Origin of the sequence: Novosphingobium tardum, from assembly GCF_042652045.1 — a bacterium.
In the GTDB taxonomy this organism is placed as follows: Bacteria; Pseudomonadota; Alphaproteobacteria; order Sphingomonadales; family Sphingomonadaceae; genus Novosphingobium; species Novosphingobium tardum.
Genome location: NZ_JBHSDR010000006.1, coordinates 845,661 through 872,207, shown reverse-complemented (window position 1 = coordinate 872,207; position 26,547 = coordinate 845,661). Strand labels below are relative to the sequence as shown.

Sequence of the window (26,547 nt, the reverse complement as noted above, 5' to 3'; positions counted from 1 at the left end):
CCGGTCTAGTCCTGGCCGGTGGCCTCCGCCAGTTCGGCCTTCAGCACCCGCCGCAGCAGCTTGCCGGTTTCGTTGTAGGGCAACTCGGTGCGGAAGAACCATTGCTCGGGCGTCTTCGTCGAGCGAAGGCGAGCCTGGACGTGGCGGCTGAGTTCGGCGGAGTCGGGGTCGGCATCGCGGCAGACCACGACCGCGGCCACGCACTCTCCCCACGATGGGTGAGGCAGGCCAAGGACGGCGACATCAGCGATCGAGCCGTGTTCGCGCAGCACGTCCTCGATCTCGCCCGGAGAGATATTCTCGCCCCCGCGAACGATCACGTCGTCCAGCCGCCCTTCGACGAAGAGATAGCCGTCCTCGTCGATCCAGCCGCTGTCGTTGGTGGCGAACCAGCCGTCGTCGGCAATGGCTTTCTTGTGCAGGTATTCGCCCGAAACCTGCTCGCCGCGCACGCAGATCTCGCCCTTCTGTCCGGGCGGCAGCGCGTTGCCCTGCTCGTCGCGAATCTCGATCTCGAGCGAGGGCAGGACCCGGCCGACCGAGCCCAGGCGCGCGCGCACGACGGCATCCTCCGAAGCGAACGCCTCACGGTGATCGTCGGGAGAAAGCAGCGCGACCGTCGAACTGGTTTCGGTGAGGCCGTAGGCGTTGACGAAATCGACGTTGGGAAGGACGCGCATGGCGCGGGCGATCACCGGCTCGGGCATCCGTCCGCCGCCATAGGACAGCGCGCGCAGGGCCGGCAGCTTCTCGCCCCGGCTGTCCAGTTCGTCGAGAATCCGGTCAAGCATCGTGGGAACGACCATCGCATGGGTCACGCCCTCGCGCGCCGCGACGGCGACCCAGTCCTCGGCGGTGAAGGCCGGGATATAGACGATGCGCCGGGCGCCATAGACCGAGGTCAGGATCGCCGAGATTCCGGCGATGTGATAGGCGGGAACGCTGACGAGAGCGGCCTCGTCCTCGTCGCAGCCGAGCAGGTCCACCGTCGACATGACGTATGAGGTCAGGTTCGCGTGGCGCAGGACCGCAGCCTTCGGCTCCCCGGTCGTGCCGCTGGTGAACAGCAGGACCGCGATGTCGTTTTCGCTTTCGGGAAGATCGACCGGTTCCGCGGCGCCATGGAGAAAGCGTTCCTCGAACGTGCTGCGGGCGATCACCTTCACCCCCTCGATCGCGCCCAGGCGGGGCACCATGTCGTCATCGGCGACGAGCACCGCGGGCGCGGTCCGGGCGACGAGCCGGCGCAAGTCGGCATCCGCAAGGCGATAGTTGAGCGGCACGAAGGGCATGCCGGCAAAGCCGGCGGCGAACAAGGTGAGCGGAACCGCAGCGCCGTTTAGCCCCAAAAAGCCCAGGTTTTCGGCCGAGCGCGACATGAGCCAGGCGGCGGCGGCGCGCGCGCCGTCGCGCAGTTGTCCGAACGACACTCCCCCCTCGCGCGGGCCGACCGCGATCCGCTCGCCGCAGGCGTCGGCAACGATATCGAGAAGGAGGGTGGTACGCATGTCGGGTCAGTCGGACGCGGGAAGGGGCTTGGCTTCCTTCAAACTGAGCGGTCGGCCATCGAAGGCGAGCGAGCCTTCGCCGGCCTTCGCGCCCAGCACTTCGATGCCGCTCTGCTCGTCGGTGTAGCGCTTGCCCACAAGGACGCCGCCGGCATGGCCGGGATCGACGGTCCCGCCAGGCGACGCAGCTTCGCCGTGCGGGATCACAGCCACGCCGCCGCACTGCAGTTCTCCGACGCTCGACGGCGGGCGGACCACGACCATTTCGGCGCTGCATACCGCGCTCTTCCAGCGCGAACCGGGCTTGATATCCATTACGCGATTGCCTTCTTCTGCTTGAGCGCTTCGATCCTGTCCCACTCAAGGCCCAGTTCCATCAGGAACAGTTCGGTGTGTTCCGAAGCCTCCGGCGCGCGGGTGTTGGTCACGCCCTGCTTGTTGAACTGGACCGGATTGGCGACGAGCCTGATCGGCGGGCCGCCATCGGCGCTTTCTACCTCGAAGATCAGGTCATTGGCGAGGACCTGTTCGTCGCTGCCGATGTCGGACGGCTGCTGGTATGCGGCCCACTGGCCCTTCATCGTCTTGAGATGCTCGATCCAGTAGGCGAACGGCTGCTTGGCGATCGCTTCCTTGGTCAATGCGTGGGCGGCAACGGCGTTCTCGAACAGGTCGTCGGCGGTCGAGAAACGCGGATCGTCGGCTGCCTCGGGAATGCCGAGGTGCGTGAAGGTGTCCGTGATGAGCAGCGACGGCGACAGGACGGTAAGATTGATGAAGCCGCCGTCGGACGTGCGGAAAACCCCGATCCACGGGTTGCTGCCGACCGTATCGGTTCCGGGCATTGCATTTTCGAACGGGTTGAGCCCCAGTTCCATGCACACGTCGATGGAACAGGCCGTGGCCCAGATGCCCGACGAGAGCAGCGAGACGTCGACCTCGGTCGCCTCGCCGGTGCGTTCGCGGTGGAACAGCGCCGCGGCGATCCCGCCGGCGATGTTCATTCCGCCGATGGTATCGCCATAGGCCGGTCCCGGCTGCATCAGCGGGCCTTCCAGCGCCTTGGGCGTTACCAGCAGCGACGAACCGCCGCGGGCCCAGAAGGCGGTGGAATCAAATCCGCCCTTCTCGCGCTCGGGCCCCTTTTCGCCGAACGCGGAGCCGCGGCAGTAGATGATGTCGGGGTTCGCCGCGCGGATATGCTCGAGGTCGATCTTCAGCTTCTGGCGCTGTTGCGGCAGGTAGTTGGTGAGGAAGACATCGGCGGTCTTGGCGATTTCGTAAAGAAGCTCCTGCCCCTCGGCGGTCGCGATATCGATGCCCACGCTGCGTTTGCCGCGATTGGGGTGCTGCATCAGCGAGCTGCGCTGCGGGTTGACCGCGAGCCGCTGCAGCATCTTGATCCCGCGCTGCGCATCGCCGCGCACCGGATGCTCGATCTTGATGACATCGGCGCCCCAGTCCGACAGGACCGCGCCGGCGGCGGGAACATAGGTGAACTGCGCGACTTCAAGGACGCGCACGCCCTTCATAACCTGCGTCATGAGCGGCTCCCCTCAGGCACCGTGGAAACCGACGGTCTTGATGTAAGTGAACTCGTTCAGGCCGTCCTCGCCGTACTCGCGGCCATAGCCCGAGCGCTTGATCCCGCCGAACGGTGCGTGGCTCGACATCCGGCCCGAGCCGCCATTGATCGAGACCCCGCCGGTCCGCATACGCAAGGCCATCTCGTAGGCCAGACCGACGTTGGCCGAGTAGATCCCGCCCGACAGGCCGAAATCGCTGTCGTTCGCCATGTCGATCGCCTCGTCGTCATCGTCGAACCCGATGACCGCCCCGATGGGGCCGAAGACTTCCTCTTGGGCGATCCGGCTGGCGTTGCTGACACCGTCGAACAACGTGGGCTCGTAGTAGAAGCCCTTGTCGAGCCCGGCGGGCCGCTTGCCGCCGGCGACGAGAGTCGCGCCCTCGCTGCGGGCGATCTCGACGTAATTCTCGGTGCGCGTGCGCGCCACCTCGCGGATCAGGGGGCCGTAGTTGACCGTGGGATCGGCGGGATTGCCGATCTTCACATGCGCCAGCATGGCCTTGAGCGTCTCGACGTACTGCGCGCGCACCGAGTTGTGGACCAGGTGGCGGGTCAGCAGCGCGCAGCCCTGGCCGCAGTGAACGGTGAACCCGCCCAGACCGGCCATCGCGGCCTGCTGAATATCGGCATCGGCCCGCACGATCAGCGCCGACTTGCCGCCAAGCTCCATGAGACAGCGCTTGACCGTTGGCGCAGCCTGCGCCTGGATCATCGAGCCGACCTTGTCCGACCCGGTGAAGCTGATGAGGTCGACCCGCTTGTCGGTGGTGAGAAGCTGGCCCGCCTCAATGTCGCCGGTGACGATGTTGAGCACGCCGTTGGGCAGCCCGACCTCTTCGGCGATCTCTCCCAGGATCAGCGCCTCGATCGGGGTATAGGGCGAGGGCTTGAGCACCACGGTGCAGCCCACCGCCATTGCCGGGATGATCTTGCCGATGTTGAGGAAGAACGGAAAATTGTAGGGCGTGATCGCGGCGACGACACCCATCGGCTCGCGCGACATCACGCCTGCGCCCAGCGTGATCGTACCTTGCGCGTTCGGAGTCGTTTCTACCGGAAGCGGGGTTACCGCCGGGCGAGAGGAAAGCTCGACCATGTGGCGCGCGTGCTGCATCGGAATACCGAACTGGAGGTAATCGGCCAGCATCTGGGTTGCCCCCGCCTCGGCGACGATGAGCGCGACGATATCGTCCTTGCGACGGTCGATCGCGTCGAGGAAGCGGGTGAGGTATGCCTGCCGCTCGCGCTGGGGGAGCCGGGGCCAAGGGCCCCTGTCGAACGCATGGCGCGCCGCGCCGATGGCGGCTTCGACCGCGGCGCTGTCGCCCACCGGAGCCATTGCGAGAAGCGATTCGTCGGCGGGATTGATCACCGCCTCGCTGCCCGAGACTTCATGCCACCCGCCATCGATGAACAGCGAACGCGGATGCGCCAGAAGTGCCATTGCCAATCGTCCTTCCCAAAGTCTTCCGCCTAAAACTGACGGTTCGTCACCTTCTATGGAATAACTGGCAAAGCGTCAATGCTCGATCACCGGCCAGTCGACGATCGACTGGAACGAATGTTCGAGCCATGCGCGGCTTCCCGGATCGAGCTCGCCGCTCCAGGTCGGCAGGCGGTAGAGCAGGCGATAGGTGAACAGCCCGCTGGACAGGGTCATGACCTGGGCGGCGCGATGTTCGCCGTCGGGGGCGCCGAACCATTCCGCGAGTGGCGCCAGCACCATCTCGCGCACCAGGCGATCGGCGATGGCCCGGGCGCCTTCGTCGGCCGTCGCCAGGACAAGGATCTGGAGCGGATTTATGCCGGTGGCCGAAGCGTCGACGAAAGTTTCAACCAAGCGCTTGCCGAAGTTTTCGCGCGGTTGCTCCGTCAGCAGGCTCACATCGAGAAGATCGGCGAGCGCCGCTTCGAACAGCTTCTCCTTCGATCCGAAATAACGGCTCACCAGCGCAGGGTTCACTCCCGCAGCAGCGGTTATCTCGCGCACCCCGGCCGCAGCATAGCCGCGCGTTGCAAAGGCATGCTGCGCAGCATGGAGGATTGCTGCGCGCGTCCGATCGGCATCGCGGGCGGGGCGGGGGGCTGCATGGCTGGCCATTGACAAGTTTTGTAAACGAACGTTTACTTGGCGGCAAGAGGAGATGGTTATGAACGAGTCGGCGGAGCGCCAAAGGGCGCCGGTCTACGATTTCGATTTTTACGGCGACCCGCTGATCCGGCGCGACGTCCACGCCGCCTATCTCGAGCTCAAGGCCAAGGCGCCGCCGTTTTTTTGGACTCCGCGCAATGGCGGCCATTGGGTCGCGTTGGCTTCGGCAGACGTGCTTCACATGATGCAGCACCCCGAAAGCTTCTCGAACTGCCAGCTCGCCATTCCCGCCGCGGTCGATGCCCCGCGGATGATTCCCGAATCGCTCGATCCGCCCGAACATAAGCGATACCGCCAGTTCCTTCGTCCCTGGTTCGAATCCAGCGCGATCGCCCCCCGCGAGCAGCGGATTATCGAATGGGCCGAAACCTACGTCGGACGTCTGGCGGCGCAGGGACGGTGCGAATTCGTAGAAGATGTCGCTTCGCGTTTTCCGGTGTCGGTGTTCATGGAGATGTTCGGACTCCCGCTCGACCGCATCGACGAGTTCCGCGATCTTATCACCGCATTCTTCGGCAGCGGTGGAGACGAGAACCGCGCCGATTATGTGGGGCAGATCACGGCGATCCTGGTCGAGCTCCTCCAGGCCCGTATGGCCGAGCCGAAGGACGATCTCGTCAGCCAGCTGATCACTGCCGATTTCGAGGGCCGGAAGCTCGAATTTGCCGAGCTCATGTCGATCAGCTTTCTCATGTTCCTCGCCGGGCTCGACACCGTGACGAACGCCATGACCTTCGGCATGCGGCACCTTGCCCAGCATCCCGAACAGCAGCAGCAGTTGCGCGACGACCCCTCGCTCATCCCTGCGGCGGTCGAGGAATTGATGCGCCGCTACAGCTTCGTCGCGACCCCGCGCCAGGTGACGGGCGAGGCCGAGATCGGCGGCGTCAAGCTGCATGACGGCGACATGGTCCTTTGCGCCCTGAACCTCGTCGGGATGGACGAGCATCTCAATCCCGATCCGGACACGGTCGACTTCCACCGCCCGCGCTGCCGCCACGCGGCGTTTGGCAACGGGGTGCACACCTGCCTCGGCATCCATCTCGCGCGGCTGGAACTCAAGACCTTCTACCGGATCTGGCTCGAGCGGGTCGGCCCGTTCCGCCTCGCCGCCGACGCGCCCGCCCAGGAAACGCGCGGTGGCTCGGTCTTCGCGCAAACCGCGCTGCATCTCGAATGGAGCGACGAATGAAAATCGATCAGCGGCTCAATATGGTGATGGTCGGCGCCGACGATATCGCGGTGCTACGCTGTTTCTACGAGGACGGTCTGGGCTGGCAAACCTGGGGACCGGTATCCGAAATGTCGGTCATGTATCGCGCCGGGACCGCAGTCATCGTGTTCCTCAACCGCGGCTATCTCGCGCAGGAAAGCGGCATCGAAGGCGGAACCACACCCCGTTCGATCTGGGCGATCTTCGTCGACGACAAGGACGCGGTCGACCGCGGCTTCGCGGCCGCCGTTGCCGCCGGGGCCACCGTGACAAGCGCCGTGCGCGACCGCGATGGCGGCCTCTACTCGGGCTATTTCACCGACCCTGAAGGCAATGGCTGGGAGCTCGTGTGGAGCCCGCACATGCCCGTCGGTGTTGACGGCGGCCTGACCTTCGCCGCCTGAAAATTTATTCATTCTCCAAGGAAAACCCATGCCCATCGTTCCTCCTTCGGTTTCGCTTCATGTCGGCGGCGTTCCCCGCAACTCCGGTTCGGGCGGCACGCACGAACACCGCAATCCCGTAAGCGGCGAGGTGCAAGCCAGCATCCCGCTCGCTGGCGCTGCCGAGGTGGACGAGGCGGTGCGGCTGGCCGAGGCGGCCCGCGAAGGCTGGCGGCGCACCGCGCCCGAAGTGCGGCGCGATATCCTCAACCGGCTGGCCGACCTGATGGAAGCCAACAAGGGCAAGCTCGCCGAAGCCGCAGCGCTCGACGGCGGCACGCCGCTCGTTGCGGGCGAGCGCGGCGTGGACACGGCGGTCGCCTGGACGCGCTACTACGCGGGCTGGTGCGACAAGCTGTCTGGCGAGCTGATCAGCACGTTCGATACGCGCGGCGAGTTTTCCTACACCGTCCCCGAACCGGTCGGCATCGTGGGCATCATCATCACCTGGAACGGACCGATCATTTCGCTGGGAATGAAGGTTGGCCCGGCGCTGGCGGCGGGCAACTGCGTGATCGTCAAGCCAGCAGAGATCACGCCGTTCGCGCCCGAGCTGTTTGCCCGGCTGTGCAAGGAGGCCGGAGTTCCCGACGGCGTGCTTACGATCATGCCCGGCAGCGCCGAGGCGGGCGAGGCGCTGGTCCGCCACGACAAGGTCGAACTGATCAGCTTCACCGGCGGGCCGATCACCGCGCGGCGGATCATGGCCGCCTGTGCGGAGGCGATAAAGCCCTGCGTGATGGAGCTAGGCGGCAAGTCGGCCAGCCTCCTGTTCCCGGATGCCGATATCGACGCGGCCTGCCAGCGCGCGGTCTTCTGGTCGATCGGCATCCTGTCGGGCCAGGGTTGTGCCCTGCCGACCCGGCTGCTGGTCCACGCCGACATCTATGACGCGGTGCTGGAAAAGCTGACCGCGATCGCGAGCCAGTACAAGGTCGGCGATCCGTTCGAACCCGGCGTGCAAGTTGGTCCGGTGATCAATGCCGCGGCGGTCGAGCGCGTGATCGGCATGTTCGACCGAGTGCGCGAGCAAGGGTCGGGCCGGTTCCTGATGGGCGGCAACAGGTGCGAAGGCGCGCTCGCCAAAGGCAACTTCATCCAGCCCACGATCATCGCCGACGCCGATCCCGACAGCGAGATCGCTCAGGTGGAGATCTTCGGCCCCGCGCTGGTGGTGATGAAGTTCACCGACGAGGACGACGCCGTCCGCATCGCCAACAACAGCAAGTACGGGCTTGCCGCCTATATCCAGTCGAACGATCTAAAGCGCGTCCACAGCCTGGCCGAGCGGCTCTATGCCGGCGGCGTCTATGTGAACGGCGCGACCCAGATCAATCCGCACACGCCCTTCGGCGGGGTCGGGATTTCCGGCTTCGGCAAGGAAGGCGGCAAAGCCGGGATCGACGAATTCCTGCGCTACAAGACCGTCACGATCGCCTGAGGGACCAGACAATGCCATTCACCAACGAACAGTTCCGCCTTGACGGCAAGGTCGCGATAATGACCGGCGCCGGCGGGCGCGGCAATTCCATCGGCCGGGCCTATGCCTTCGGTCTCGCCAATGCAGGCGCTGCGGTAATCGTCGCCGATCTCAACGGCGAAGGCGCAAAGGCGGTTGCGGACGAGATCGTGGCGGCGGGCGGCAAGGCGCTGGGCGTCGAGGCGGACATCACCGATCGCGGATCGGTCGCGAAGATGGTCGAAGCCGGGGTCGCGGCGTTCGGCGGGATAGACATCCTCGTCAACAATGCGGCGCTGATGGTCGAGATCGTCGGAACGCCCGCCAGCCAGATCAGCACCGAGGACCTCGACCGCGCGCTGAAGGTCAATCTCCACGGTGCGCTGAACTGCTCGCAGGCGGTGATACCCGAGATGGCTAGGCGCGGCGGCGGGCGGATCGTGAACCAGCTTTCGGCCGGGGCATTCCCCGCGCAGTCGGTCTATGGCGTGACCAAGGTCGCCCTCCTGGGGCTCACCACCACGCTCGCGACCGAGCTGGGTTCGCAGAACATAACGGTCAACGCGATCGCGCCCGGCATGACCAAGAGCGACGCCGGCCTCTCGCTGACGCCCGACGACAGCCCGCTGGTGCAGTACGTCGAAAACCGCACCCCGATCCACGGGCGCGATGTTCCCGATGCTTTGGTCGGCGCACTGATCATGCTGGTGTCGGACGCGGGCCGGTGGATGACCGGTCAGACGCTCAACATCGACGGCGGCTGGGTGATGCGCAACTAGTCGCGCGCGAGGAGGAAGCTTCCCGCCAGGGGACCGCCCGCGGTGGTCAGCGACGCGACCTTCGGCTCGCCCTTCACCTGGCGCGCGCCGCCAAGGCCCCACAACTGGACGCAGGCCTCGTGGACCTGGCCATAGGCGTGCATCCGCCCCGCCGAAAGCGCGCCGCCGTTGGTGTTGATCGGAAACTCGCCCTCGAGCGCAATCCGCGACCCGTCGCCGATGAAGTCCTTCGCCTCGTAGCGCCCGCAGACGCCCAGGTTCTCGAGCCAATTAATCGTGTGATAGCTGAACCCGTCATAGAGTTCGGCGACATCGATGTCCTTCACCATAAGATCGGTGCGGCTCCACATCATCCGCGCGACCTCGGGTTGGGCCTGCGTGTCGAGTGCGTCGAGCTGCACCCAGCTGTTGCGGTAACGCATCGAGCTGCCGATGGCCTCGATCCAGGTCAGCGGGTTTGGCCCGTCCTTCGCGGCATCGCGATGCGACAGGATGATCGCTGTCGATCCGTCGATCGGAACGTCGCAATCATAGAGTCGCAAGGGCGTGGCGATAACCGGCGAGGCGAGATAATCGTCCAGCGTCAGCGGCGTGCGATAGACCGCCGCCGGGTTCAGCGCGGCGTTGCGCCTGCCGTTGAGCGCGATCTGCGCCACTTGTTCCGGCCGGATACCCGACTTGTGGACATAGAGGTTGAAGAACAGCGCCTGCTGCAAGGCGGCGGCATAGACGTGGTAGGGCGCGTACCAGTTGAAGATGCCGTGGACCCGCTCCCCCGGCTGGTTGAGCGCGTTGGCGAAGCTCGTCTTGCGCGCAGTCGCCTCGTACATCGTGCGGAACACGAGCACGTGCCGCGCCAGCCCCGCCCCGATCGCGCCGACCGCGTTGAACAGCGCCCCGAACTGGCCCGAGGTTTCCGAAGCATTGGAATACCAGTCCAGCTTGAGCCGCAGCGCATCCTGCAACACCGAGATGGAAACCGGCGCGAAGCCGTTGGCCTCGCCAGTGCCGCCCGGCCAGCAGGCCATGCCGTCGATGTCGGATCGCTTGAGGCCCGCATTCTCGATCGCCTGCATCGCTGCGTCGATGGTCAGGCCGAGCGCCGACTTTTCGGCCCCGCGCGAAATCTTCGACTGGCCGATCCCGGTGATCGCGGTCTGCTTTTCGGGATAGGCGGTCATGCCCCGGCGTCCGGCGCGAACAGGGGCACCCAGATGTCCTCGCACTGTTCGAAGCGCACGCTGACGGGCATCCCGAAGCTGACGTCCTCGGGCGCGCAGCCCACGATGTTGGTGGCGAGGCGCACGTCGTCCTGTTCCGCCAGCCTGACCAGCGCGAGGACGTAGCGTTCGGGCAGGCCGGGCATCCACTGCTTGTGGTTGATCGTGAACGTTTCGACGAAGGCCTTGCCGGAGACCGGCGCAAAGCGCGTTTCGCGGCCTTCGCACACCGGACAGAAGCCGGTCGGCGGATGGATAAGGTATTCGCAGGCGCAGCACTGCTCGATCAGCAGTTCACCGCACGCGCCGCCGGTCCAGAACGGGCGGCTATCTGCGGTCAGCGCGGGGAGCGGGCGGGGAAGGGTCATCGCGGGTCATCCATGCGGCCCTTCGGCAGGGCAAAGGCGCACAACGTCGCGGCCAGGCTCAATCCGGTGACCACCGCGATGGTGAAGCGAAAGGCGGCCTCGGTCGGATATTGCGCGTGACTGGCGGGATCGCTGACGATGTCGCTGGCGAGCAGCGTGGTCACGAGCATCGCACCGATGCCCATGAACAGGCCGCGCACGACGGTCAGCATGCCTGAGACTTCGCTGGTCCGGTCGGGCGGAACGGCTTCGGCCAGGATCGTCGGGCCGACGGCAAAAAGGATGGTCGTGCCGAACGAGATCACGCACAGGATCGCCACGACCACCGCCACGCTCCCGTGAAAGAACAACACCAGCGCCCAGCCGAGCGTGGCCAGCGCGCCACCGGCCAGCATCGCCGCCCGCCCGCCCCCGCGCCCGGTCAGCCACCCGCTCAGCGGGCCGGCAAAGGTCGAAAGGATGTTCGACGGCAGCTTGGCGAGGCCGGACGCCAGCGCGGTCACGCCCAGGCCGACGCCGGTCCACTTGGGCGCCTGCAGCAGAATGGCGAACACAAGCGTGATCTGGAGCGAGCTGAGCGCGACCAGCGCGGTCACCACGTTGGCCACCGCGACGCTCCTTTGCCGCAGCTGGCGCAGGTCGAACAGCGGATCGGGGATCGACAGGCTGCGCTGGACCCACCAGGCAAGAAGCGCGACGCCGACGCCGAGGTAGGCGAGCCCGAGCGGGTCGGCAATTCCCGACTTGGCGATCGACCCCACGTAGAACAGCACGAGCATGATCCCCGGCGCGAACAGGGCGCCCGCGAACCAGTCGGTACGCGGTCCCGGCGCACCCTGGCGCGAGGGCGGCACGAGGAGCGCGACGGCGATGAAGGCTGCGGTGCAGAAGATCACGCTGGCCACGAACACGCCGTGCCAACTGAAATTGTCGGCGATCCATCCGCCCAGGATCAGGCCCGCCGCCGTCCCCAGCGATGCGCCCGAGATCATCAGCCCGATCCCCATGGGAACTAGCCTGCGGGGCAGCGCCTCGCGGGCGATGCCGATCGAAAGGGCCAGGATCGCGCCGGTCGCGCCCTGGAGTACGCGCCCTGCCAGCAGGACTGCGAAACTGCCCGACAGCGCGCTGACCAGCGAGCCGGCCGCGCCCACCGCAAGAACGATAAGCAGCAGCCGGCGCCGCCCGAACAGGTCGCCCATCCGTCCGACCAGCGCAGCGGCGGCCGCGCCGACGATCAGGTACGAAGTCACCAGCCAGCCGACCCGCGCGGGATCGCCGAAATCCTCGATCAGGCGCTTCATCGCGGCGATGATCATCGCGCTTTCGAACGAACCCGTGATCTCGGCGATGAACAGCGCGAGGATCAGCCCGGCATAGGGCCGCAGCTCGGCTGTTCGACCTTCCCGGGCGACGGCAGCTTCGCTCGCGGTCACGCGCGGTGGAGCAGCATCGCCCCGGCCAGTGGCCCGCCGCCCATGCCGACGACCGCGGTCTGTGCGGCGGCAACCTGCCGCGTCCCGCCTTCGCCCCAGAGCTGGACGCAGGCTTCGTGAAGATGGCCGAAACCGTGCAGGCGGCCCGCGGAAAGCTGGCCCCCGCCGGTGTTGGTGGGCAGGCGTCCGTTTAGTGCGGTATGGCCGGCGGCGATGAATGCCTCGCCTTCGCCGCGCGCGCAGAAGCCCAACCCTTCCAGCCACATCGGCACGAAGACGCTGAACCCGTCATAGACCGCGGCGACATCGACATCGGCGGGCGCGAAATCGGTCCGGCGCCAAAGGTCCTGTCCGGCGTCGAGGGCAGCCATCTGGGTCAGGTCCTCACGCTGGTCCCAGCTGTCCCGGTCGAGAGCGGCGCTCATCGCCGGGATCGAGATCGGCGGCTTGCGGCAATCCCGCGCCGCGTCGGCAGCCGACACGATCACCACGCAGGCGCCGTCGATCGGAATATCGCAGTCGAGCATGGAAAGTGGATCGGCGATCATCCGCGCATCGAGGTAATCGTCCATGGTCATCGGCTTGCCGTGGAATACCGCGCGCGGATTGCCTTGCGCGTTGGCGCGCTGCAGCACGCATTGCGCGCCCAGCATCTCGCGGGTCGCGCCGAATTCGTGCATCCGGCGCTGCGCGAACTGCGCGGCCCAGGTCGCCGCGGCGAACGCGCCCATCGGCAGCAGCCATTGCAGCCAGCCGCCGACGCGCCCGCCGCTGCCGGTCGGCACGCTCGCGCGCCGTCCCGCCGATTGCGAGGAGCTTTCGGTCAACGCGCGAAAGCACAGGACATGGCGGGCCTGGCCGGTCGAAACCGCCATTGCCGCGATCATCACCGGCGACATCTGCGCGGGACCTTCCGCGCTCGACGAATGCCAGCGGGTGCGCAGGCCCAGCGCCTCGCGGACTTCGGTGCAGCCGAGGGGCGACATCCCGGGCGAGTTGTCGTGCTTGCCGGGATAGGTCGTCAGGCCATCGATATCGTCACGGGTCAGGCCGGCATCGGCCATGGCCTCGAATGCCGCGTCGGCGAGCAGGTCGACGCATGGCCGGCCCGTGTTGCGGCCCAGCTTGGACATTCCGATCCCGGTGATTGCTGCTGAAAGCACTGCCTCTCCTGCGCTTGCCTTCCGGCCAGTCGAGGCTATTACTAACGAACCGTCAGTTTTTGGAAAGCGCAAAGTCGATGGGTTTGCCGGTTCCTGCGATCACCCCTGAAAGCGAGCCCTTCTGGAGTGGGGGCGCCGTGGGCGAATTGCGCATCATGGCGTGCGGCGACTGCGACCTCCGCATCCATCCGCCGCAGCTTATCTGCCCCCGTTGCCTGTCGCGCAACGTCGCGCCGGTGGTGGCGAGCGGCACGGGCACAGTCCACAGCTTCACGATAAACCGGCAGCAGTGGCTCCCCGACCTCGCGGTTCCCTATGTCCTGGCGATCGTCGATCTCGACGACCAGCCGGGCGTGAGGCTGACCGCCCGGGTGGAGCTCGACGATCCGTCACGAATGGCGATCGGCGCGCCCGTCGCGGTCGACTTCGAGCCGCGCGAGGACGTGTTCGTGCCGTTCTTCCGCTTGCGCTAGAGCGCCTTCGCGCCCGCCGGCAGCCCGCTACGCGCGGCCCGGACCTCTACCAAATCGGCGCTGACGTCGGGCGGCAACGAGATCATCGCCAGAAGCGCTTGGGCCATCGATTCCGGAGTTGCCGGTTCCCCCGACATCGCAGCGTGCCCGCTGGCCACGATCCGGCGGTAGAACTCTTGCGTCACCGCCGGATCCCATGCCGCGCTGGCGGTGCTGCCGGCGACCGAGCCCGAGCGCAGCACCGAGACGCGCACGCCTTCGCCGCGCAATTCCTCGCGCAATCCGGCGGAGAGCGCCTCCACCGCGGCCTTGGTCGCGGCATAGACGCCGAGCATCGGGAAGGGATGGCTGACGGATTCGCTCGAGATGGTGACGATCTGGCCGAACGACGCCTTCAGGTGGGGGATGGCGGCGCGCATCATCCAGATCACGCCGGTGAGATTGAGCGCGATCTGGCCTTCGATCTGGGCGTCGGTCGCGCTGTCCAGCAGGAAGGGTTCGAACGCCGCGGCGTTGTTCACCACCAGGTCGAGCCGGCCGAATCGCGCGACGGTCTCCGCCACCGCATCGGCGACCGCCTTGCTTGCCGAAACGTCGCAGGACAGGGCGATCACCTTGTCCCCGTAGGCAGCGCCCAGAAGGTCGAGCTCGGCCGAAGGGCGGGCGAGGGCGGCGACCTGCCAGCCCTGTCCGACCAGCGCATCGACGAAGTGCCTGCCCATCCCTTTCGATGCCCCGGTGACAATCGCCACCTTGCCCGCGCCTGAGTTCACGCTAGTTCTCCTCTTCCGCAGCCGACCTTTGCGATCATTGACGGAATGTCAATTTTGAGAAAGGAATGGTTGCCTGCGCTGATCGATCGATTGGGGGATCCGACTTTTGAACGAACCTGGCGTCATCACGGCCGACCCGCCGCAGCTCGTCAACCAGAACGGGCAGCGCATCGGGGCAAAGGGCCAGCGTACCCGCCAGCGGCTGATCGAGGTGACGGTACACCTGCTCGAAACGCATGGATTGCGCGACCTGACCGTGGCCGAGGTCGCGCGCGTGGCGCAGACCTCGCCGGCCACGTTCTACGTCTATTTCGACGGGGTGCCCGATGTCGTCCTGGCCGCACTGGCCGCGACCAGCCAGACCACGCCCGAGCTTCTCGATCTGCTGCAACAGGACTGGATCGGGGCCGAGGGGAAGGAGAAGGCACGCACCTTCGTACAACTCTACTGCGCCCAGTGGGAATCGCACCGGACAGTCTTCCGGGTCCGCAACCTTGCCGCCGAGGAAGGCGATCCGCGGTTCATGGAGGCGCGGCGCGGGGCGGTTCGCGGGTTGCTCGAACTGTTGGCGCGCCGGGTGGCCGCCGCTCGCAGCGCCGGCCGAGTCGATCCTTCGACGAACGGCCCGGCCCAGGCCGCGGCGATCCTCATCCTTCTGGAACGGCTGGCGGCGGTCCGCCTCCTGATCGTCCCTGGGGAGACCGACTACGGCCTTGTCATGCATTCGGCGGCCGACATGATCGCGCATGCGATGGGGGCCGGCTAGCCCGCCATAGCCGCGCCGATCAGCGCGGGAACATCGATCAGTCCGGTATTCACCCCGCCGGTGAAGGCGCCGTCGACCGGAAGGCACACGCCGCTGATGAATCCGGCGGCGGGGCTGTTGAGGAAGATGAGCGGCCATGCCTGCTCCTCGGCAGTCGACTGGCGTCCCGAAGGCAGCGCGAAGACGTCGAGGATCTTCTGGCCCGCGACCTGCTCGAAATCCTTCATCATCGGCGTCGCGGTGGGGCTGGGCAGGGTGGCGTTGATGCGGATGCCCTGCTTGATCAGGTCGACGCCGCGCTGCTGGGTCCACACCACCAAGGCTTCTTTCGAGAAGCCATAGCCGTCGGCAACGTCTTCGGCATGCGCCGATACCCAGGCGGCGGCCTCGGCCGGGTCGGCGATGGCGACGAATTCCTGAAGCAGCGGCAGCCGCCGCTGGTAGTTCATTGCCGCATTGGACGAGACCGTGACGATAGCCCCGCCCTTGCGGATGCGGGGAATCCACCGCTCGGTCCACCGCTTGAGGCCGATGAAATTGACCCGCACGACGTCCAATGCCGGGAAGGTCTGCGGCAGGCCGGCGCAGTTGAAGACCGCATCGACCTCTCCGCCGATTTCGTCGACCACCCGGTCGATCGCGGCGACGTCCTTGAGGTCGAGTTGGGTGAACGATGCGAGATCGACTTGCGAAGGCCGGATATCGACGCCGTGAACCTCGGCGCCGAGACGCACCAGTTCGCGCGCGCAGGCCTCTCCCATCCCGGAAAAGCACCCGGCGATGACGACCCGCTTACCCTCGTATGACCACACGTCGCCCATCGTCAGCACCCTCGCATCTTTGTTTCCGGGCGCACATTAGCTAATCCACCTGGTTATACAAGTCTTGCACTCGGCGGGATGCGGGACATTCCGGTGGGGCAAGGTCCCGATCTTTATTCCAACCTAACCATCTCTGGTTGCCAACTGTTCGCCCTCGCGGCCCAGTATGGTCCCGGGGGGGCAGAAGGGCCTCAGACATGGGTGATATGGGAGCCGCAGGAGAGGAGTTCCGGATCGGTTCGCGCGACGCGGATCGCATTCCCGTGCGTGCGGCGATCGAGATCCGCGACGGGGGTCGCGCGATGCCGGCCTTCGCGCACGACATCTCGATCACCGGCCTGCGGATCGAAACGCGCGGCGTCACGCTTGCGGCCGGCGACCTTATCCTCGTCCGGCTGCCCACCGCTCCGTGCGATCTCGCGGCGGAAATCGCCTGGGCCGCCGGAAGGGTGGCGGGGGCGAAGTTCTGCCAGCCGCTGGAACGCGACCAGGTGCGCACCCTGGCATTGGCGATGCAGCCACCCAAAGCCTTCGAACACGAGCCGTCGCTGGCGTTCCCGATCCCGAGATACGAGTGACCGGAGCGATCCGGTCAGGCGTTCTCGAGCTGGGCCGGCACCTTGGCCGCGGATGCGCGCACACCGTCGTAGATGAACTCGCTGCCTTCGAGGTCGATGTTGGGAATTTCTCCCTTTTCCGCCCAGTAGTCCTGGTTATGGCGCCATTCGGGCTTGTCCCCGCGGCGCGGCATGAACTTCAGGCCGCGCATGAGGTAGCCGGGATTGAAGTTCTCACCTTCAATCCAGTCCTCGAGCGGCATGTCACGATCCTCGTCACGCAAGGCCACCTCGACCCGCCTGGCGCCGCGGGCGTCCATATGGTTGAGCAGCTTGCAGACGAAATCGCCGAGCATGTCGACGCGCAGGGTCCAGCTCGCCCGGAAGTAGCCCATGACCCAAACCAGATTGGGGACGCCGGTGAACATCATCCCGCGGTAATTGATCGTTTTATGCCAATCGACTGGCTTGCCGTCGACCTCGAAGGCGATGCCGCCCATCATCAGCAGGTTGAAGCCGGTCGCCGCGACCACGATGTCCGCCTCGATTTCCTCGCCCGAAGTAGTCCGCACGCCCTTTTCGGTGAAGGTTTCGATCGTGTCGGTCACCACTGTCAGCTTTCCGGCGACGGCAGCCCGGAAGATGTCGCCCTCGGGGCAGAACGCCAGGCGCTGCTGCCATGGGCGATACCTGGGGGTGAAGTGCGGCTCGAACTGGAAGTTCTCGTCGCCCGAAAAGGCGCGGATCAGCGCCTTGAGGTCCTCGAACACGGCGTCCGGTTCCTCGATGCAGCGCTTCGTCAACGCATCCTGGTCGTACATTATCTGGGTTCGGACGACGCGGTGGATGGTCGGCTCGTCGATGCCGACCTCGCGGAGCCGGTCGGCGAGCTCGTTCTTGTTTTCCGAGCAGAAGAAATAGGTCGGCGAGCGCTGGAGCATCGTGACGTGCGCCGCCTCCTTGGCGATCTCGGGGATCACCGTCGCCGCCGTCGCGCCCGAGCCGATGACGAGGACGCGCTTGCCCTTGTAGTCGATCTCGGGGCTCCACAGCTGGGCGTGGATCAGCTTGCCGCGGTAGACGTCCTTGCCCGGCCAGTCGGGGATGAAGGGCTTTTCGTGATCGTAGTAGCCCTGGCACATCCACAGGAAATTGGCGGTGAAGCTGACCGCGGCCCCATCCGAATTGCGCGTGGCGTCGATGGTCCAGAGGTTGGTCTTGCTGTCCCAGGCGCAGCGGGCAATCCGGTGTCCGTAATGAATGTGACGGTCGATCCCGTTCTCGGTGATCACCTCGCCCATGTAGTCGAGGATCGCCTGTCCCGAGGCGATGGGCGCGCCGACCCATGGCTTGAACCGATAGCCGAAGGTGTAGAGGTCGGAATCCGACCGGACGCCCGGATACTTGTGCGTTTCCCAGGTTCCGCCGAACGTGTCCTTCATCTCGAGGATCGCGTAGCTCTTGTCCGGGCATTGCTGCTGGAGGTGGTACGCCGAACCGATGCCCGAGATTCCGGCGCCCACGATCAGCACGTCGACATGGGTCGCCTCGCGCGGCGTCGCGTCCGGGGCTCGTACCGTTGCACTTGCCATTGCTTTCTCTCTCCCAAGGGGCGCCGGCGTCATTCTGGCCGCTCGTCGCCATCTTCGCCGCGAATTGCACGGCGCGGCTTTGATGCCGGTCAATCGGGGCACGCGGCCCGGCTGACGGGTGACAGGTTGTCGCGGCGTGGAGGCGGGCGCAACCCAATCTTCAATGAAATGGCCAAGTTGCCCGGCAGGTGGGTCGGAGCGCGAAGTGCTGCGCACGATGAACGCGCTGGGGCGGAACAATATTTCGCGTGATCCGTTCCGCGCACGGGTCAGCGCGCTTTCTCTACCTTGAGGGAAAGCGGCGAGGGAAGGGTCGAGATGGTTGAAAAGACGAATCGGGTCGAAACCGGGCTAAGCCGGCGCCAGCTCGTTGCCGCGTTGCGTACCCTGCGCCGGGGCGATTTCAGCGTCCGGCTGGACGAGGTCACTTCGGGCGACGATCAGGAAATCGCGATCCTGTTCAACGAGGTCGTCAGCCTCAACCAGCAGATCACCGAGGAATTCGAGCGTCTGTCGCGCGTTGTCGGCAAGGAGGGCAAGACCGGTCACCGGGCCAAGGTGCGCGGGGCAAGCGGCGGCTGGGAAAGCAAGCTGCGCGCGGTCAACGAACTGATCGAGGACATGGTCCAGCCGACCGCCGAGGTCAGCCGCGTGATCGGCGCGGTGGCCAAGGGCGATCTGTCGCAGATGATGGCGGTCGAGATCGACGGCCGCCAGTTGCGTGGTGAGTTCCTGCGCATCGGCAAGGTCGTCAACACGATGGTCGAGCAGCTCGCCTCGTTCGCATCGGAAGTGACGCGCGTGGCGCGTGAGGTCGGCACCGAAGGCAAGCTGGGCGGTCAGGCGCTGGTGAAGGGCGTGTCGGGCACCTGGAAGGACCTGACCGACAACGTCAACGCGATGGCCACGAACCTTACCGGCCAGGTCCGCAACATCGCCGAAGTGACGACCGCCGTGGCGAGCGGCGACCTTTCCAAGAAGATCACCGTCGACGTGAAGGGAGAGATTCTCGAGCTGAAGAACACGATCAATACGATGGTCGACCAGCTCAACTCGTTCGCCTCCGAAGTCACCCGCGTGGCGCGCGAGGTTGGGACCGAGGGCAAGCTGGGCGGTCAGGCGCAGGTCGAGGGCGTCGGCGGCACCTGGAAGGACCTGACCGACAACGTGAACCTCATGGCCGAAAACCTCACTGGCCAGGTCCGCAACATCGCCGACGTGACGACCGCCGTGGCGCGCGGAGACCTGTCGAAAAAGATCACCGTCGACGTGAAGGGCGAGATTCTCGAGCTGAAGAACACGATCAATACCATGGTCGACCAGCTCAACGGCTTTGCTTCGGAAGTGACCCGCGTGGCGCGCGAGGTCGGCACCGAGGGCAAGCTGGGCGGGCAGGCGCAGGTCCCCGGGGTCGCCGGCACCTGGGCCGACCTGACCGACAACGTGAACCTGATGGCCGACAACCTGACGGGCCAGGTTCGCAATATCGCCGAGGTGACCACGGCGGTCGCCAGCGGGGACTTGTCGAAGAAGATCACCGTCGACGTGAAGGGCGAAATCCTCGAGTTGAAGAACACGATCAACACCATGGTCGATCAGCTCAACGGGTTCGCTTCGGAAGTTACCCGCGTGGCGCGCGAGGTCGGCACCGAAGGCAAGCTGGGCGGGCAGGCGCAGGTCGAGGGCGTCGGCGGCACGTGGAAGGACCTGACCGACAACGTCAACCTGATGGCCGCGAACCTGACCGGCCAGGTCCGCAACATCGCCGACGTGACCACAGCCGTTGCGCGCGGCGACCTTTCGAAGAAGATCACGGTCGAGGTGAAGGGCGAGATCCTCGAGCTGAAGAACACGATCAACGTGATGGTCGACCAGCTCAACTCGTTCGCGTCCGAAGTCACCCGCGTGGCGCGCGAGGTCGGGACCGAGGGCCGGCTGGGCGGACAGGCGCAGGTCGAGGGCGTCGGCGGCACCTGGAAGGACCTCACCGAGAACGTGAACGCTATGGCTGCGAACCTGACCGGCCAGGTCCGCAACATCGCGGAGGTGACCACCGCGGTGGCGCTGGGCGACCTTTCGAAGAAGATCACCGTCGACGTGAAGGGCGAGATTCTCGAGCTGAAAAACACGATCAACACGATGGTCGACCAGCTCAACTCGTTCGCGTCCGAAGTCACCCGCGTGGCGCGCGAGGTCGGCACCGAAGGCCGCCTCGGCGGACAGGCCAAGGTGGTCGGCGTCGGCGGCACCTGGAAGGACCTGACCGACAACGTGAATGCCATGGCGGGCAACCTGACGGGCCAGGTCCGCAACATCGCCGAAGTGACGACCGCGGTGGCGCTGGGCGACCTTTCCAAGAAGATCACCGTCGACGTCCGCGGCGAGATCCTCGAGCTGAAGAACACCATCAACACGATGGTCGATCAGCTCAACTCGTTCGCCTCGGAAGTGACGCGCGTGGCGCGCGAGGTCGGCACCGAGGGCAAGCTGGGCGGTCAGGCACAGGTGCGCGGCGTCGCCGGGACCTGGGCCGACCTGACCGACAACGTGAATCTGATGGCGGATAACCTGACGGGACAGGTCCGCAACATTGCCGAGGTTACCACCGCGGTGGCGCGGGGCGACCTTTCGAAGAAGATCACCGTCGACGTGAAGGGCGAGATCCTCGAGCTGAAGAACACCATCAACACGATGGTCGATCAGCTCAACGGGTTCGCTTCGGAAGTGACGCGCGTCGCGCGCGAGGTCGGCACTGAAGGCAAGCTGGGCGGCCAGGCACAGGTGCCGGGCGTCGGCGGCACGTGGAAGGACCTGACCGACAACGTCAACCTCATGGCCACGAATCTGACCAATCAGGTGCGCGGCATCGCCGACGTGGTCACGGCGGTGGCGCAGGGCAACCTCAAGCGCAAGCTCACCTTCGACGCCAAGGGCGAGATCGCGGCGCTGGCCGAGACGATCAACGGCATGATCGAAACGCTTTCGACCTTCGGTGACCAGGTGACCAACATGGCGCGCGAAGTCGGCGTCGAAGGCCGTCTGGGCGGTCAGGCCCGCGTGCCGGGCGCGGCCGGGCTGTGGCGCGACCTGACCGACAACGTCAACCAGCTTGCCGCCAACCTCACCAACCAGGTGCGTTCGATCGCCGAAGTGGCGACCGCGGTGACCAAGGGCGACCTTACCCGCTCGATCGCCGTCGAAGCGTCGGGCGAAATGGCAGCGCTGAAGGACAACATCAACGAGATGATCCGCAACCTGAAGGATCAGACGCTCAAGAACGCCGAGCAGGACTGGCTCAAGACCAACCTCGCGCGGTTTTCGCGGATGCTTCAGGGTGAGCGGGACCTGTCGACGATCTCGAACCTGATCATGTCCGAGCTCGCCCCGCTGGTGAACGCGCAATACGGCGTGTTCTATGTCGCCAACGACCGCGACGGGGATACAACGCTCGACCTTATCGCCAGCTACGGCGCTGCCGGGCAGGGCGAGCTCAAGCAGACCTTCGAACTGCGCGAAGGGCTCGTCGGACAGGCTGCCGCGGACAAGCGGTCGATGCGGCTCGCCAAGGTGCCGGGCGACTTCATCAAGATCGGCTCGGGCCTCGGCCACGCCTCGCCCGCCAACATCAGCATCCTGCCCGCCCTCTTCGAGGACGAGGTGAAGGCGGTGATCGAACTCGCCTCGTTCGAGCAGTTCAACGAGACGCACGACAGCTTCCTCAACCAGCTGATGGAAACCGTGGGCATCGTGCTCAACACCATCGCCGCGACGATGCGCACCGAGGAGCTTCTCAAGGAATCGCAGCTTCTGACGCAGGAACTCCAAGCCCGGCAGACCGAGCTCACGACCAAGCAGGAGGAACTGCACAACACCAACGAGGAACTGCAGGAAAAGGCCCAGCTGCTCGAGAACGAGAAGCGCCAGGTCGAGGCGAAGAACTTCGAGATCGAGATGGCGCGGCGCGCGGTCGAGGAAAAGGCCGAGCAGCTCGCGCTCACCTCGAAGTACAAGTCAGAGTTTCTCGCCAACATGAGCCACGAATTGCGCACCCCGCTCAATTCGCTGCTGATCCTGTCGAAGCTGCTGGCCGACAACCAGCAGGGCAACCTTAACCCCAAGCAGACCGAATTCGCCCGCACGATCCACGGCGCGGGCACCGACCTGCTCAACCTCATCAACGACATCCTCGACCTGTCGAAGATCGAGTCGGGCACCGTCTCGATCGAGCTTGGCGACATGTCGATGGCCGGGCTCAAGCAGCACATGGAGCGTACGTTCCGGCAGCTTGCGTCCGAAAAGGGCCTGCGTTTCGACGTGACCTTCTCGGAAGACCTGCCCGCCGCGATCAGGACCGACGAGAAGCGCCTCCAGCAGATCGTCCTCAACCTCCTGTCCAACGCCTTCAAGTTCACGTCGGAAGGCGGGGTCACGATGGAAGTGCGCCGGGCACTGGGCGGGTGGAGCGCGCACCACCCGGTCCTGCGCGAGGGCGAGCCGGCGATCGAGATCTCGGTGACCGATACCGGCATCGGCATTGCCAAGGACAAGCAACGCCTGATCTTCGAAGCGTTCCAGCAGGCCGACGGCACCACCAGCCGTAAGTACGGCGGGACCGGGCTGGGCCTGTCGATCAGCCGCGAGATCTCGCGGCTTCTGGGGGGCGAGCTGCGGGTGAATTCCGAACCCGGCGTGGGCTCCACCTTCACCCTGTTCGTGCCGATGACCGCGCCCGCCGGTGCGATCGCGCTGGCCGAGCCCGAGCACCTGCCCGAGCCTTTGGGCCCGTCCGAGAGCGCCGCCATCGTCTATCCCGTCGCCGACGACCGCGACGATCTCGGCACCGATCCCTTCGTGGTGATCGTCGAGGACGATCCGACCTTCGCCTCGATCCTGCTCGAGGCGGCGCGCGATTCGGGTCTGAAGGGCGTAATCTCGTCGTCGGGCTCGGGCACGGTGGCGATGGTGCGCAAGCTCCAGCCGCGCGCGCTGACGCTCGACCTCGGCCTGTCGGACATCGACGGGTTCGTCCTGCTCGACCTGCTGCGCCACAACCCGGAAACCGCGCATATCCCGGTCTTCGTCGTTTCGGGCGCCGAACAGGCCGAGCACGCGCTGGCGATCGGCGCGTCCGGGGTCGTTGAAAAGCCGGCCGATCTCGATGTGCTCCACGACCTGTTCAAAAAGGTCCGCGCGCTGCCCGATCACCGGCCGAACGCCGCCAGGCCAGGGCGCAAGGCGAAGGGGGCGGCGGCAGAAGCGATTGCGCCAACGGCCGCCGCGCCCGAACTGTCACGGCGCAAGATCGTCATCATCGACGACGATATCCGCAACATCTACTCGCTCACCAGCGTGCTCGAGGCCTACGATGTGGAGGTTTTCCACGCCGAGAGCGGGGCCGAGGGCATTGCGGTGCTCGAGTCGACGCCCGGCATCGACCTGGCGCTGGTCGATATCATGATGCCCGAAATGGACGGGTACGAGACGATGCGGCGCATCCGCGGGAATCCCGCCATCGCGCACATCCCGCTGATCTCCGTGACTGCCAAGGCGATGAAGGGCGACCGGCAGAAATGCCTCGATGCGGGTGCGTCGGACTACATCTCCAAGCCTGTCGACATCGATCTCCTGATCGCGCTGCTGCGCGTCTGGATCGGGCGGAGCAACGCACTGTCGGCCGCTGAGTCGATTGCCGCCGAATGAAGCGAACAGTGGCCAGTCTGGTTCGCACGGATGCGTCGTCCTCCGCGGGCGCGCAGCCTACGCCCGCGCTTCCGCGCGTGCTGGTGGTTGACGACGACGAGCGCAATCTCCTCGCGTTGAGCGAGGTGCTCAAGGGCCTGGGCGAGATCGTTACCGCCATGTCGGGCAAGGAGGCGCTGAGGCGCCTGCTCAAGGACGATTTCGCGGTCATCCTGCTCGACGTATTCATGCCCGGAATCGACGGTTACGAAACCGCCCAGCTTATCCGCCAGCGCGAGCAGACCAGCCGCATCCCGATCATCTTCCTTTCAGCGGTGAACAAGGAAACCGAGCACCTCATGCGCGGCTATGCGATGGGTGCGGTCGACTATGTATTCAAGCCGGTCGATGCGGTGGTGTTGCGTTCCAAAGTCGGGGTGTTCGTCGACCTCTACAGCATGCGCCAGCAGGTCGCGGTCCAGGCAAGGGCCGAGCAGAAGCTGAAGGACGAGCGCCACCGCGCCGACCTGGCCCGCCTGAAGGTGGAGCGCCAGCTTCGTGACACGATGCAGCGGCAGACCGATATCCTGAGCATCCTGCCGCTTGCGCTCTACGAGGAAGAGCTCGACGCGCAAGGAGAGCTGGTCCGGCGTTTCGTCGGGGGCGACTTCGAGCGGCTGACCGGCGGGGGCGCGCAGGGCGAGCCCGAAGCGTTCATCTCGCGCATCCATCCCGAAGATGCCGAGCGGGTGCGCACCTTGTTCATGCGCGGGGCGCCTGGCGCCCAACTATGTTCCTACCGCTGGATTGCGCCCGACGGCGACGTGCGGCATTTCCTCGACCAGCGCAGCGTCACGTCTGGCGGCAAGCGCCCCGCCGGCGCGGGCGCGACGCGCAAGTGGGCGGGCACTCTCGTCGACGTGACCGAGCAGAAGCGCATGGAGGCGCAGCTCGTCCAGACCGGCAAAATGGACGCGATCGGCCAGCTTACGGGCGGGATCGCGCACGATTTCAACAACCTGCTTGCCTCGATCCTCGGCGGCATCGACATTCTGGACCGGCGGATGGAATTCGCCCCGGCGGAAGAGAAAATACTGTCCCTTATGCGCCACGCCGCGTTGCAAGGGGCCGAACTCGTGCGACGGATGATGACCTTCGCGCGCAAGCAGGACCTCAATCCGGTATGCGTCGAGCTGTCGGCCGTGCGCACGACGGTGCTGGGCCTGGTCGAGCATGCCGTGGGCGATGCGATCGCGCTGATGTGGGTTTGCGATGACGATGCGGGCGAGGTCTTCGCCGACCGCGCGCAGCTCGAACTGTCGATCGTCAACCTCATCATCAACGCGCGCGACGCGATCGGCGGGGCCGACGGCCTCATCACGATCCGGACCGCTTCCTGTGCGCTCGAAAGCGGCAACGAGCATGGGCTGCCCGCCGGCGATTACGTGCGCCTGACGATCGAGGATACCGGCGAGGGCATCGCGCCCGATATCCTGGACAAGATCACCGAGCCTTTCTTCACCACCAAGGATGTCGGCAAGGGCACGGGCCTGGGCCTGTCGATGGTGTTCGGCTTCGTCCGCCAGTCCGGCGGGGCGATGAACGTGCGCAGCGTGGTGGGCAAGGGCACGACTGTCGAACTGCTTCTTCCCCATGCAGAGCGGAGCGCGGCGGACGAACCCGATGGCTCCGATGCCAGCCATCCCGCGCCCATCCCCTTCGCCTCGGCCCTCCTGGTCGATGACGACGAGGGTGTGCGCAGCGTCGTTCGCGAGCAACTCGTCGATCTCGGTCTCGCGGTCGAATGCGCCGAGGACGGCCCGCGCGCGCTGGCGCTGGTCGACAAGGACCCGTCGCGCTTCGACCTGGTGATAACCGACCTGTCGATGCCGGGAATGAACGGCGTGGAGCTGATCGACGAGCTTGCGGTGAGCTGTCCGGACGCACGGATCGTGCTGATGACCGGGTTCATCGACGATGCCGTGGTCGACCGGCTGGCTCCTTCGGTTCTGAGGCTGCGCAAGCCGGTGACGAGCGGGGAACTGCGCGAGGCGCTCAGCGCCAAAGTGTGAGCAGGCGGGGCAATGGTCCGCGAACCGGACGCGGCCGAATCAGCCTTCAGCCCGGTGAAGGAGTGGGCGGCGCCGGCGGCTGGCAGTTGAGGAGCGTCGAGATCGCGGTGACGAGCTGCGCGTCGGCGAACGGCTTTTGCAGGATGACGCTGTCGGGCACACCTTCGGCCGACCATTCGGCGAAGCTGTCCCCCGTTACATAAACCACCGCGATGGTCGGGAAGAGCTTGCGCGCATGGCGGGCGATCTCCCAGCCGTTCGGTCCGGCGCCGGCGCGGATGTCGGTGACGAGTCCGTGAATTTCGCCGCCGCCGTCGAGGTGTTCGATCGCCGCATGGCCGCTGGTCGCTTCGAGCAGGGCGAAGCCTCCGTCCGCCAGCACTTCGGACATGCTAAGCAGCAGTAATGCCTCATCCTCGACGAGGAGCAGTGAGGGTCCGTCAGTCACGAAAAGGTGTTTGCCTTGTTTGCGTTTGTTGCGACGC

General features: G+C 65.9%; 22 protein-coding genes. 9 read left to right on the top strand and 13 right to left on the bottom strand.

The genetic code is table 11. The features are described from left to right. Window positions 1–5 precede the first annotated feature (5 nt). From ACFO0A_RS12200 to ACFO0A_RS12180, 5 genes are all read right to left on the bottom strand, one after another. Window positions 6–1,508, bottom strand: a complete 1,503-nt coding sequence (locus ACFO0A_RS12200; RefSeq protein ID WP_379539281.1) for a class I adenylate-forming enzyme family protein — start codon at window positions 1,506–1,508, stop codon at window positions 6–8. Window positions 1,509–1,514: 6 nt separating this feature from the next. Further along, window positions 1,515–1,823, bottom strand: coding sequence for a hypothetical protein (locus ACFO0A_RS12195; protein ID WP_379539280.1), 309 nt, complete (start codon window positions 1,821–1,823; stop codon window positions 1,515–1,517). Next, window positions 1,823–3,052: a CaiB/BaiF CoA transferase family protein gene (locus ACFO0A_RS12190; RefSeq protein WP_379539279.1), complete on the bottom strand. Its 1,230-nt coding sequence runs from the start codon at window positions 3,050–3,052 to the stop codon at window positions 1,823–1,825. Before ACFO0A_RS12190 ends, ACFO0A_RS12195 begins: the two co-directional genes overlap by 1 nt. Before the next feature lie 12 nt (window positions 3,053–3,064). Then, window positions 3,065–4,540 carry an aldehyde dehydrogenase family protein gene (locus ACFO0A_RS12185; protein ID WP_379539278.1) on the bottom strand — a complete coding sequence of 492 codons (1,476 nt, stop codon included), beginning with the start codon at window positions 4,538–4,540 and terminating at the stop codon, window positions 3,065–3,067. A 75-nt stretch (window positions 4,541–4,615) separates the two neighbouring features. Then, on the bottom strand, window positions 4,616–5,197 hold the full coding sequence (locus ACFO0A_RS12180) for a TetR/AcrR family transcriptional regulator (protein WP_379539277.1): 582 nt from the start codon (window positions 5,195–5,197) through the stop codon (window positions 4,616–4,618). A gap of 49 nt (window positions 5,198–5,246) precedes the next feature. On the opposite strand from ACFO0A_RS12180, the gene ACFO0A_RS12175 reads away from it, so the two are divergent. The 4 genes from ACFO0A_RS12175 to ACFO0A_RS12160 are packed head-to-tail and all read left to right on the top strand — an operon-like array spanning window position 5,247 to window position 9,142. Further along, a complete protein-coding gene (locus ACFO0A_RS12175; RefSeq protein ID WP_379539276.1) occupies window positions 5,247–6,440 on the top strand; it encodes a cytochrome P450 in 1,194 nt (397 codons plus the stop codon). Next, the gene (locus tag ACFO0A_RS12170; RefSeq protein WP_379539275.1) at window positions 6,437–6,865 is read left to right on the top strand and encodes a VOC family protein; all 429 of its coding nucleotides are present in this window, start codon (window positions 6,437–6,439) and stop codon (window positions 6,863–6,865) included. Before ACFO0A_RS12175 ends, ACFO0A_RS12170 begins: the two co-directional genes overlap by 4 nt. A 28-nt stretch (window positions 6,866–6,893) precedes the next feature. After that, complete coding sequence (locus ACFO0A_RS12165) at window positions 6,894–8,345, top strand: aldehyde dehydrogenase family protein (RefSeq protein ID WP_379539274.1); 1,452 nt, start codon at window positions 6,894–6,896, stop codon at window positions 8,343–8,345. Window positions 8,346–8,356: 11 nt separating this feature from the next. After that, the gene (locus tag ACFO0A_RS12160) at window positions 8,357–9,142 is read left to right on the top strand and encodes an SDR family oxidoreductase (RefSeq protein ID WP_379539273.1); all 786 of its coding nucleotides are present in this window, start codon (window positions 8,357–8,359) and stop codon (window positions 9,140–9,142) included. Here the strand turns inward: ACFO0A_RS12160 and ACFO0A_RS12155 are convergent. The 4 genes from ACFO0A_RS12155 to ACFO0A_RS12140 are packed head-to-tail and all read right to left on the bottom strand — an operon-like array spanning window position 9,139 to window position 13,329. Then, window positions 9,139–10,323 carry a thiolase family protein gene (locus tag ACFO0A_RS12155; RefSeq protein WP_379539272.1) on the bottom strand — a complete coding sequence of 395 codons (1,185 nt, stop codon included), beginning with the start codon at window positions 10,321–10,323 and terminating at the stop codon, window positions 9,139–9,141. The two genes, ACFO0A_RS12160 and ACFO0A_RS12155, sit on opposite strands and share 4 nt — an antisense overlap. After that, complete coding sequence (locus ACFO0A_RS12150) at window positions 10,320–10,730, bottom strand: Zn-ribbon domain-containing OB-fold protein (RefSeq protein ID WP_379539271.1); 411 nt, start codon at window positions 10,728–10,730, stop codon at window positions 10,320–10,322. Before ACFO0A_RS12150 ends, ACFO0A_RS12155 begins: the two co-directional genes overlap by 4 nt. After that, complete coding sequence (locus ACFO0A_RS12145; protein WP_379539270.1) at window positions 10,727–12,166, bottom strand: MFS transporter; 1,440 nt, start codon at window positions 12,164–12,166, stop codon at window positions 10,727–10,729. The genes ACFO0A_RS12150 and ACFO0A_RS12145 overlap by 4 nt, the downstream gene beginning before the upstream one ends. Beyond that, window positions 12,163–13,329: a thiolase C-terminal domain-containing protein gene (locus tag ACFO0A_RS12140; protein WP_379539269.1), complete on the bottom strand. Its 1,167-nt coding sequence runs from the start codon at window positions 13,327–13,329 to the stop codon at window positions 12,163–12,165. The genes ACFO0A_RS12145 and ACFO0A_RS12140 overlap by 4 nt, the downstream gene beginning before the upstream one ends. Window positions 13,330–13,406: 77 nt before the next feature. On the opposite strand from ACFO0A_RS12140, the gene ACFO0A_RS12135 reads away from it, so the two are divergent. Continuing rightward, complete coding sequence (locus ACFO0A_RS12135) at window positions 13,407–13,802, top strand: Zn-ribbon domain-containing OB-fold protein (protein WP_379539268.1); 396 nt, start codon at window positions 13,407–13,409, stop codon at window positions 13,800–13,802. Here the strand turns inward: ACFO0A_RS12135 and ACFO0A_RS12130 are convergent. After that, complete coding sequence (locus tag ACFO0A_RS12130) at window positions 13,799–14,575, bottom strand: SDR family oxidoreductase (protein ID WP_379539267.1); 777 nt, start codon at window positions 14,573–14,575, stop codon at window positions 13,799–13,801. The two genes, ACFO0A_RS12135 and ACFO0A_RS12130, sit on opposite strands and share 4 nt — an antisense overlap. 106 nt (window positions 14,576–14,681) lie before the next feature. Here ACFO0A_RS12130 and ACFO0A_RS12125 point away from each other — a divergent pair, with 106 nt between their 5' ends. Beyond that, window positions 14,682–15,341, top strand: a complete 660-nt coding sequence (locus ACFO0A_RS12125; RefSeq protein WP_379539266.1) for a TetR/AcrR family transcriptional regulator — start codon at window positions 14,682–14,684, stop codon at window positions 15,339–15,341. Here the strand turns inward: ACFO0A_RS12125 and ACFO0A_RS12120 are convergent. Continuing rightward, window positions 15,338–16,162, bottom strand: a complete 825-nt coding sequence (locus tag ACFO0A_RS12120) for a coniferyl-alcohol dehydrogenase (protein ID WP_379539655.1) — start codon at window positions 16,160–16,162, stop codon at window positions 15,338–15,340. The genes ACFO0A_RS12125 and ACFO0A_RS12120 overlap by 4 nt on opposite strands. A gap of 197 nt (window positions 16,163–16,359) precedes the next feature. On the opposite strand from ACFO0A_RS12120, the gene ACFO0A_RS12115 reads away from it, so the two are divergent. Beyond that, window positions 16,360–16,740, top strand: coding sequence for a PilZ domain-containing protein (locus ACFO0A_RS12115; RefSeq protein ID WP_379539265.1), 381 nt, complete (start codon window positions 16,360–16,362; stop codon window positions 16,738–16,740). 14 nt (window positions 16,741–16,754) lie between these two features. Here ACFO0A_RS12115 and ACFO0A_RS12110 read toward each other — a convergent pair whose 3' ends face one another. Continuing rightward, the gene (locus ACFO0A_RS12110) at window positions 16,755–18,311 is read right to left on the bottom strand and encodes a flavin-containing monooxygenase (RefSeq protein ID WP_379539264.1); all 1,557 of its coding nucleotides are present in this window, start codon (window positions 18,309–18,311) and stop codon (window positions 16,755–16,757) included. A gap of 318 nt (window positions 18,312–18,629) precedes the next feature. Here ACFO0A_RS12110 and ACFO0A_RS12105 point away from each other — a divergent pair, with 318 nt between their 5' ends. Then, window positions 18,630–24,011 carry a HAMP domain-containing protein gene (locus ACFO0A_RS12105; RefSeq protein ID WP_379539263.1) on the top strand — a complete coding sequence of 1,794 codons (5,382 nt, stop codon included), beginning with the start codon at window positions 18,630–18,632 and terminating at the stop codon, window positions 24,009–24,011. 8 nt (window positions 24,012–24,019) lie between these two features. Further along, window positions 24,020–26,062 carry a response regulator gene (locus ACFO0A_RS12100; RefSeq protein ID WP_379539262.1) on the top strand — a complete coding sequence of 681 codons (2,043 nt, stop codon included), beginning with the start codon at window positions 24,020–24,022 and terminating at the stop codon, window positions 26,060–26,062. Between the two features lie 46 nt (window positions 26,063–26,108). Here the strand turns inward: ACFO0A_RS12100 and ACFO0A_RS12095 are convergent, their stop codons facing one another. Further along, window positions 26,109–26,510 carry a response regulator gene (locus tag ACFO0A_RS12095; RefSeq protein WP_379539261.1) on the bottom strand — a complete coding sequence of 134 codons (402 nt, stop codon included), beginning with the start codon at window positions 26,508–26,510 and terminating at the stop codon, window positions 26,109–26,111. Window positions 26,511–26,547: the final 37 nt, after the last annotated feature.

What these genes read in the sequence shown, in the direction of transcription:
- ACFO0A_RS12105 (WP_379539263.1), top strand. Translation starts at nt 18,630, where the DNA reads ATGGTTGAAAAGACGAATCGGGTCGAAACCGGGCTAAGCCGGCGCCAG.
- ACFO0A_RS12135 (WP_379539268.1), top strand. Translation starts at nt 13,407, where the DNA reads ATGGGTTTGCCGGTTCCTGCGATCACCCCTGAAAGCGAGCCCTTCTGG.
- ACFO0A_RS12120 (WP_379539655.1), bottom strand. Translation starts at nt 16,162, where the DNA reads ATGGGCGACGTGTGGTCATACGAGGGTAAGCGGGTCGTCATCGCCGGG.
- ACFO0A_RS12185 (WP_379539278.1), bottom strand. Translation starts at nt 4,540, where the DNA reads ATGGCACTTCTGGCGCATCCGCGTTCGCTGTTCATCGATGGCGGGTGG.
- ACFO0A_RS12195 (WP_379539280.1), bottom strand. Translation starts at nt 1,823, where the DNA reads ATGGATATCAAGCCCGGTTCGCGCTGGAAGAGCGCGGTATGCAGCGCC.
- ACFO0A_RS12200 (WP_379539281.1), bottom strand. Translation starts at nt 1,508, where the DNA reads ATGCGTACCACCCTCCTTCTCGATATCGTTGCCGACGCCTGCGGCGAG.
- ACFO0A_RS12190 (WP_379539279.1), bottom strand. Translation starts at nt 3,052, where the DNA reads ATGACGCAGGTTATGAAGGGCGTGCGCGTCCTTGAAGTCGCGCAGTTC.
- ACFO0A_RS12110 (WP_379539264.1), bottom strand. Translation starts at nt 18,311, where the DNA reads ATGGCAAGTGCAACGGTACGAGCCCCGGACGCGACGCCGCGCGAGGCG.
- ACFO0A_RS12165 (WP_379539274.1), top strand. Translation starts at nt 6,894, where the DNA reads ATGCCCATCGTTCCTCCTTCGGTTTCGCTTCATGTCGGCGGCGTTCCC.
- ACFO0A_RS12175 (WP_379539276.1), top strand. Translation starts at nt 5,247, where the DNA reads ATGAACGAGTCGGCGGAGCGCCAAAGGGCGCCGGTCTACGATTTCGAT.
- ACFO0A_RS12160 (WP_379539273.1), top strand. Translation starts at nt 8,357, where the DNA reads ATGCCATTCACCAACGAACAGTTCCGCCTTGACGGCAAGGTCGCGATA.
- ACFO0A_RS12180 (WP_379539277.1), bottom strand. Translation starts at nt 5,197, where the DNA reads ATGGCCAGCCATGCAGCCCCCCGCCCCGCCCGCGATGCCGATCGGACG.
- ACFO0A_RS12170 (WP_379539275.1), top strand. Translation starts at nt 6,437, where the DNA reads ATGAAAATCGATCAGCGGCTCAATATGGTGATGGTCGGCGCCGACGAT.
- ACFO0A_RS12150 (WP_379539271.1), bottom strand. Translation starts at nt 10,730, where the DNA reads ATGACCCTTCCCCGCCCGCTCCCCGCGCTGACCGCAGATAGCCGCCCG.
- ACFO0A_RS12155 (WP_379539272.1), bottom strand. Translation starts at nt 10,323, where the DNA reads ATGACCGCCTATCCCGAAAAGCAGACCGCGATCACCGGGATCGGCCAG.
- ACFO0A_RS12115 (WP_379539265.1), top strand. Translation starts at nt 16,360, where the DNA reads ATGGGTGATATGGGAGCCGCAGGAGAGGAGTTCCGGATCGGTTCGCGC.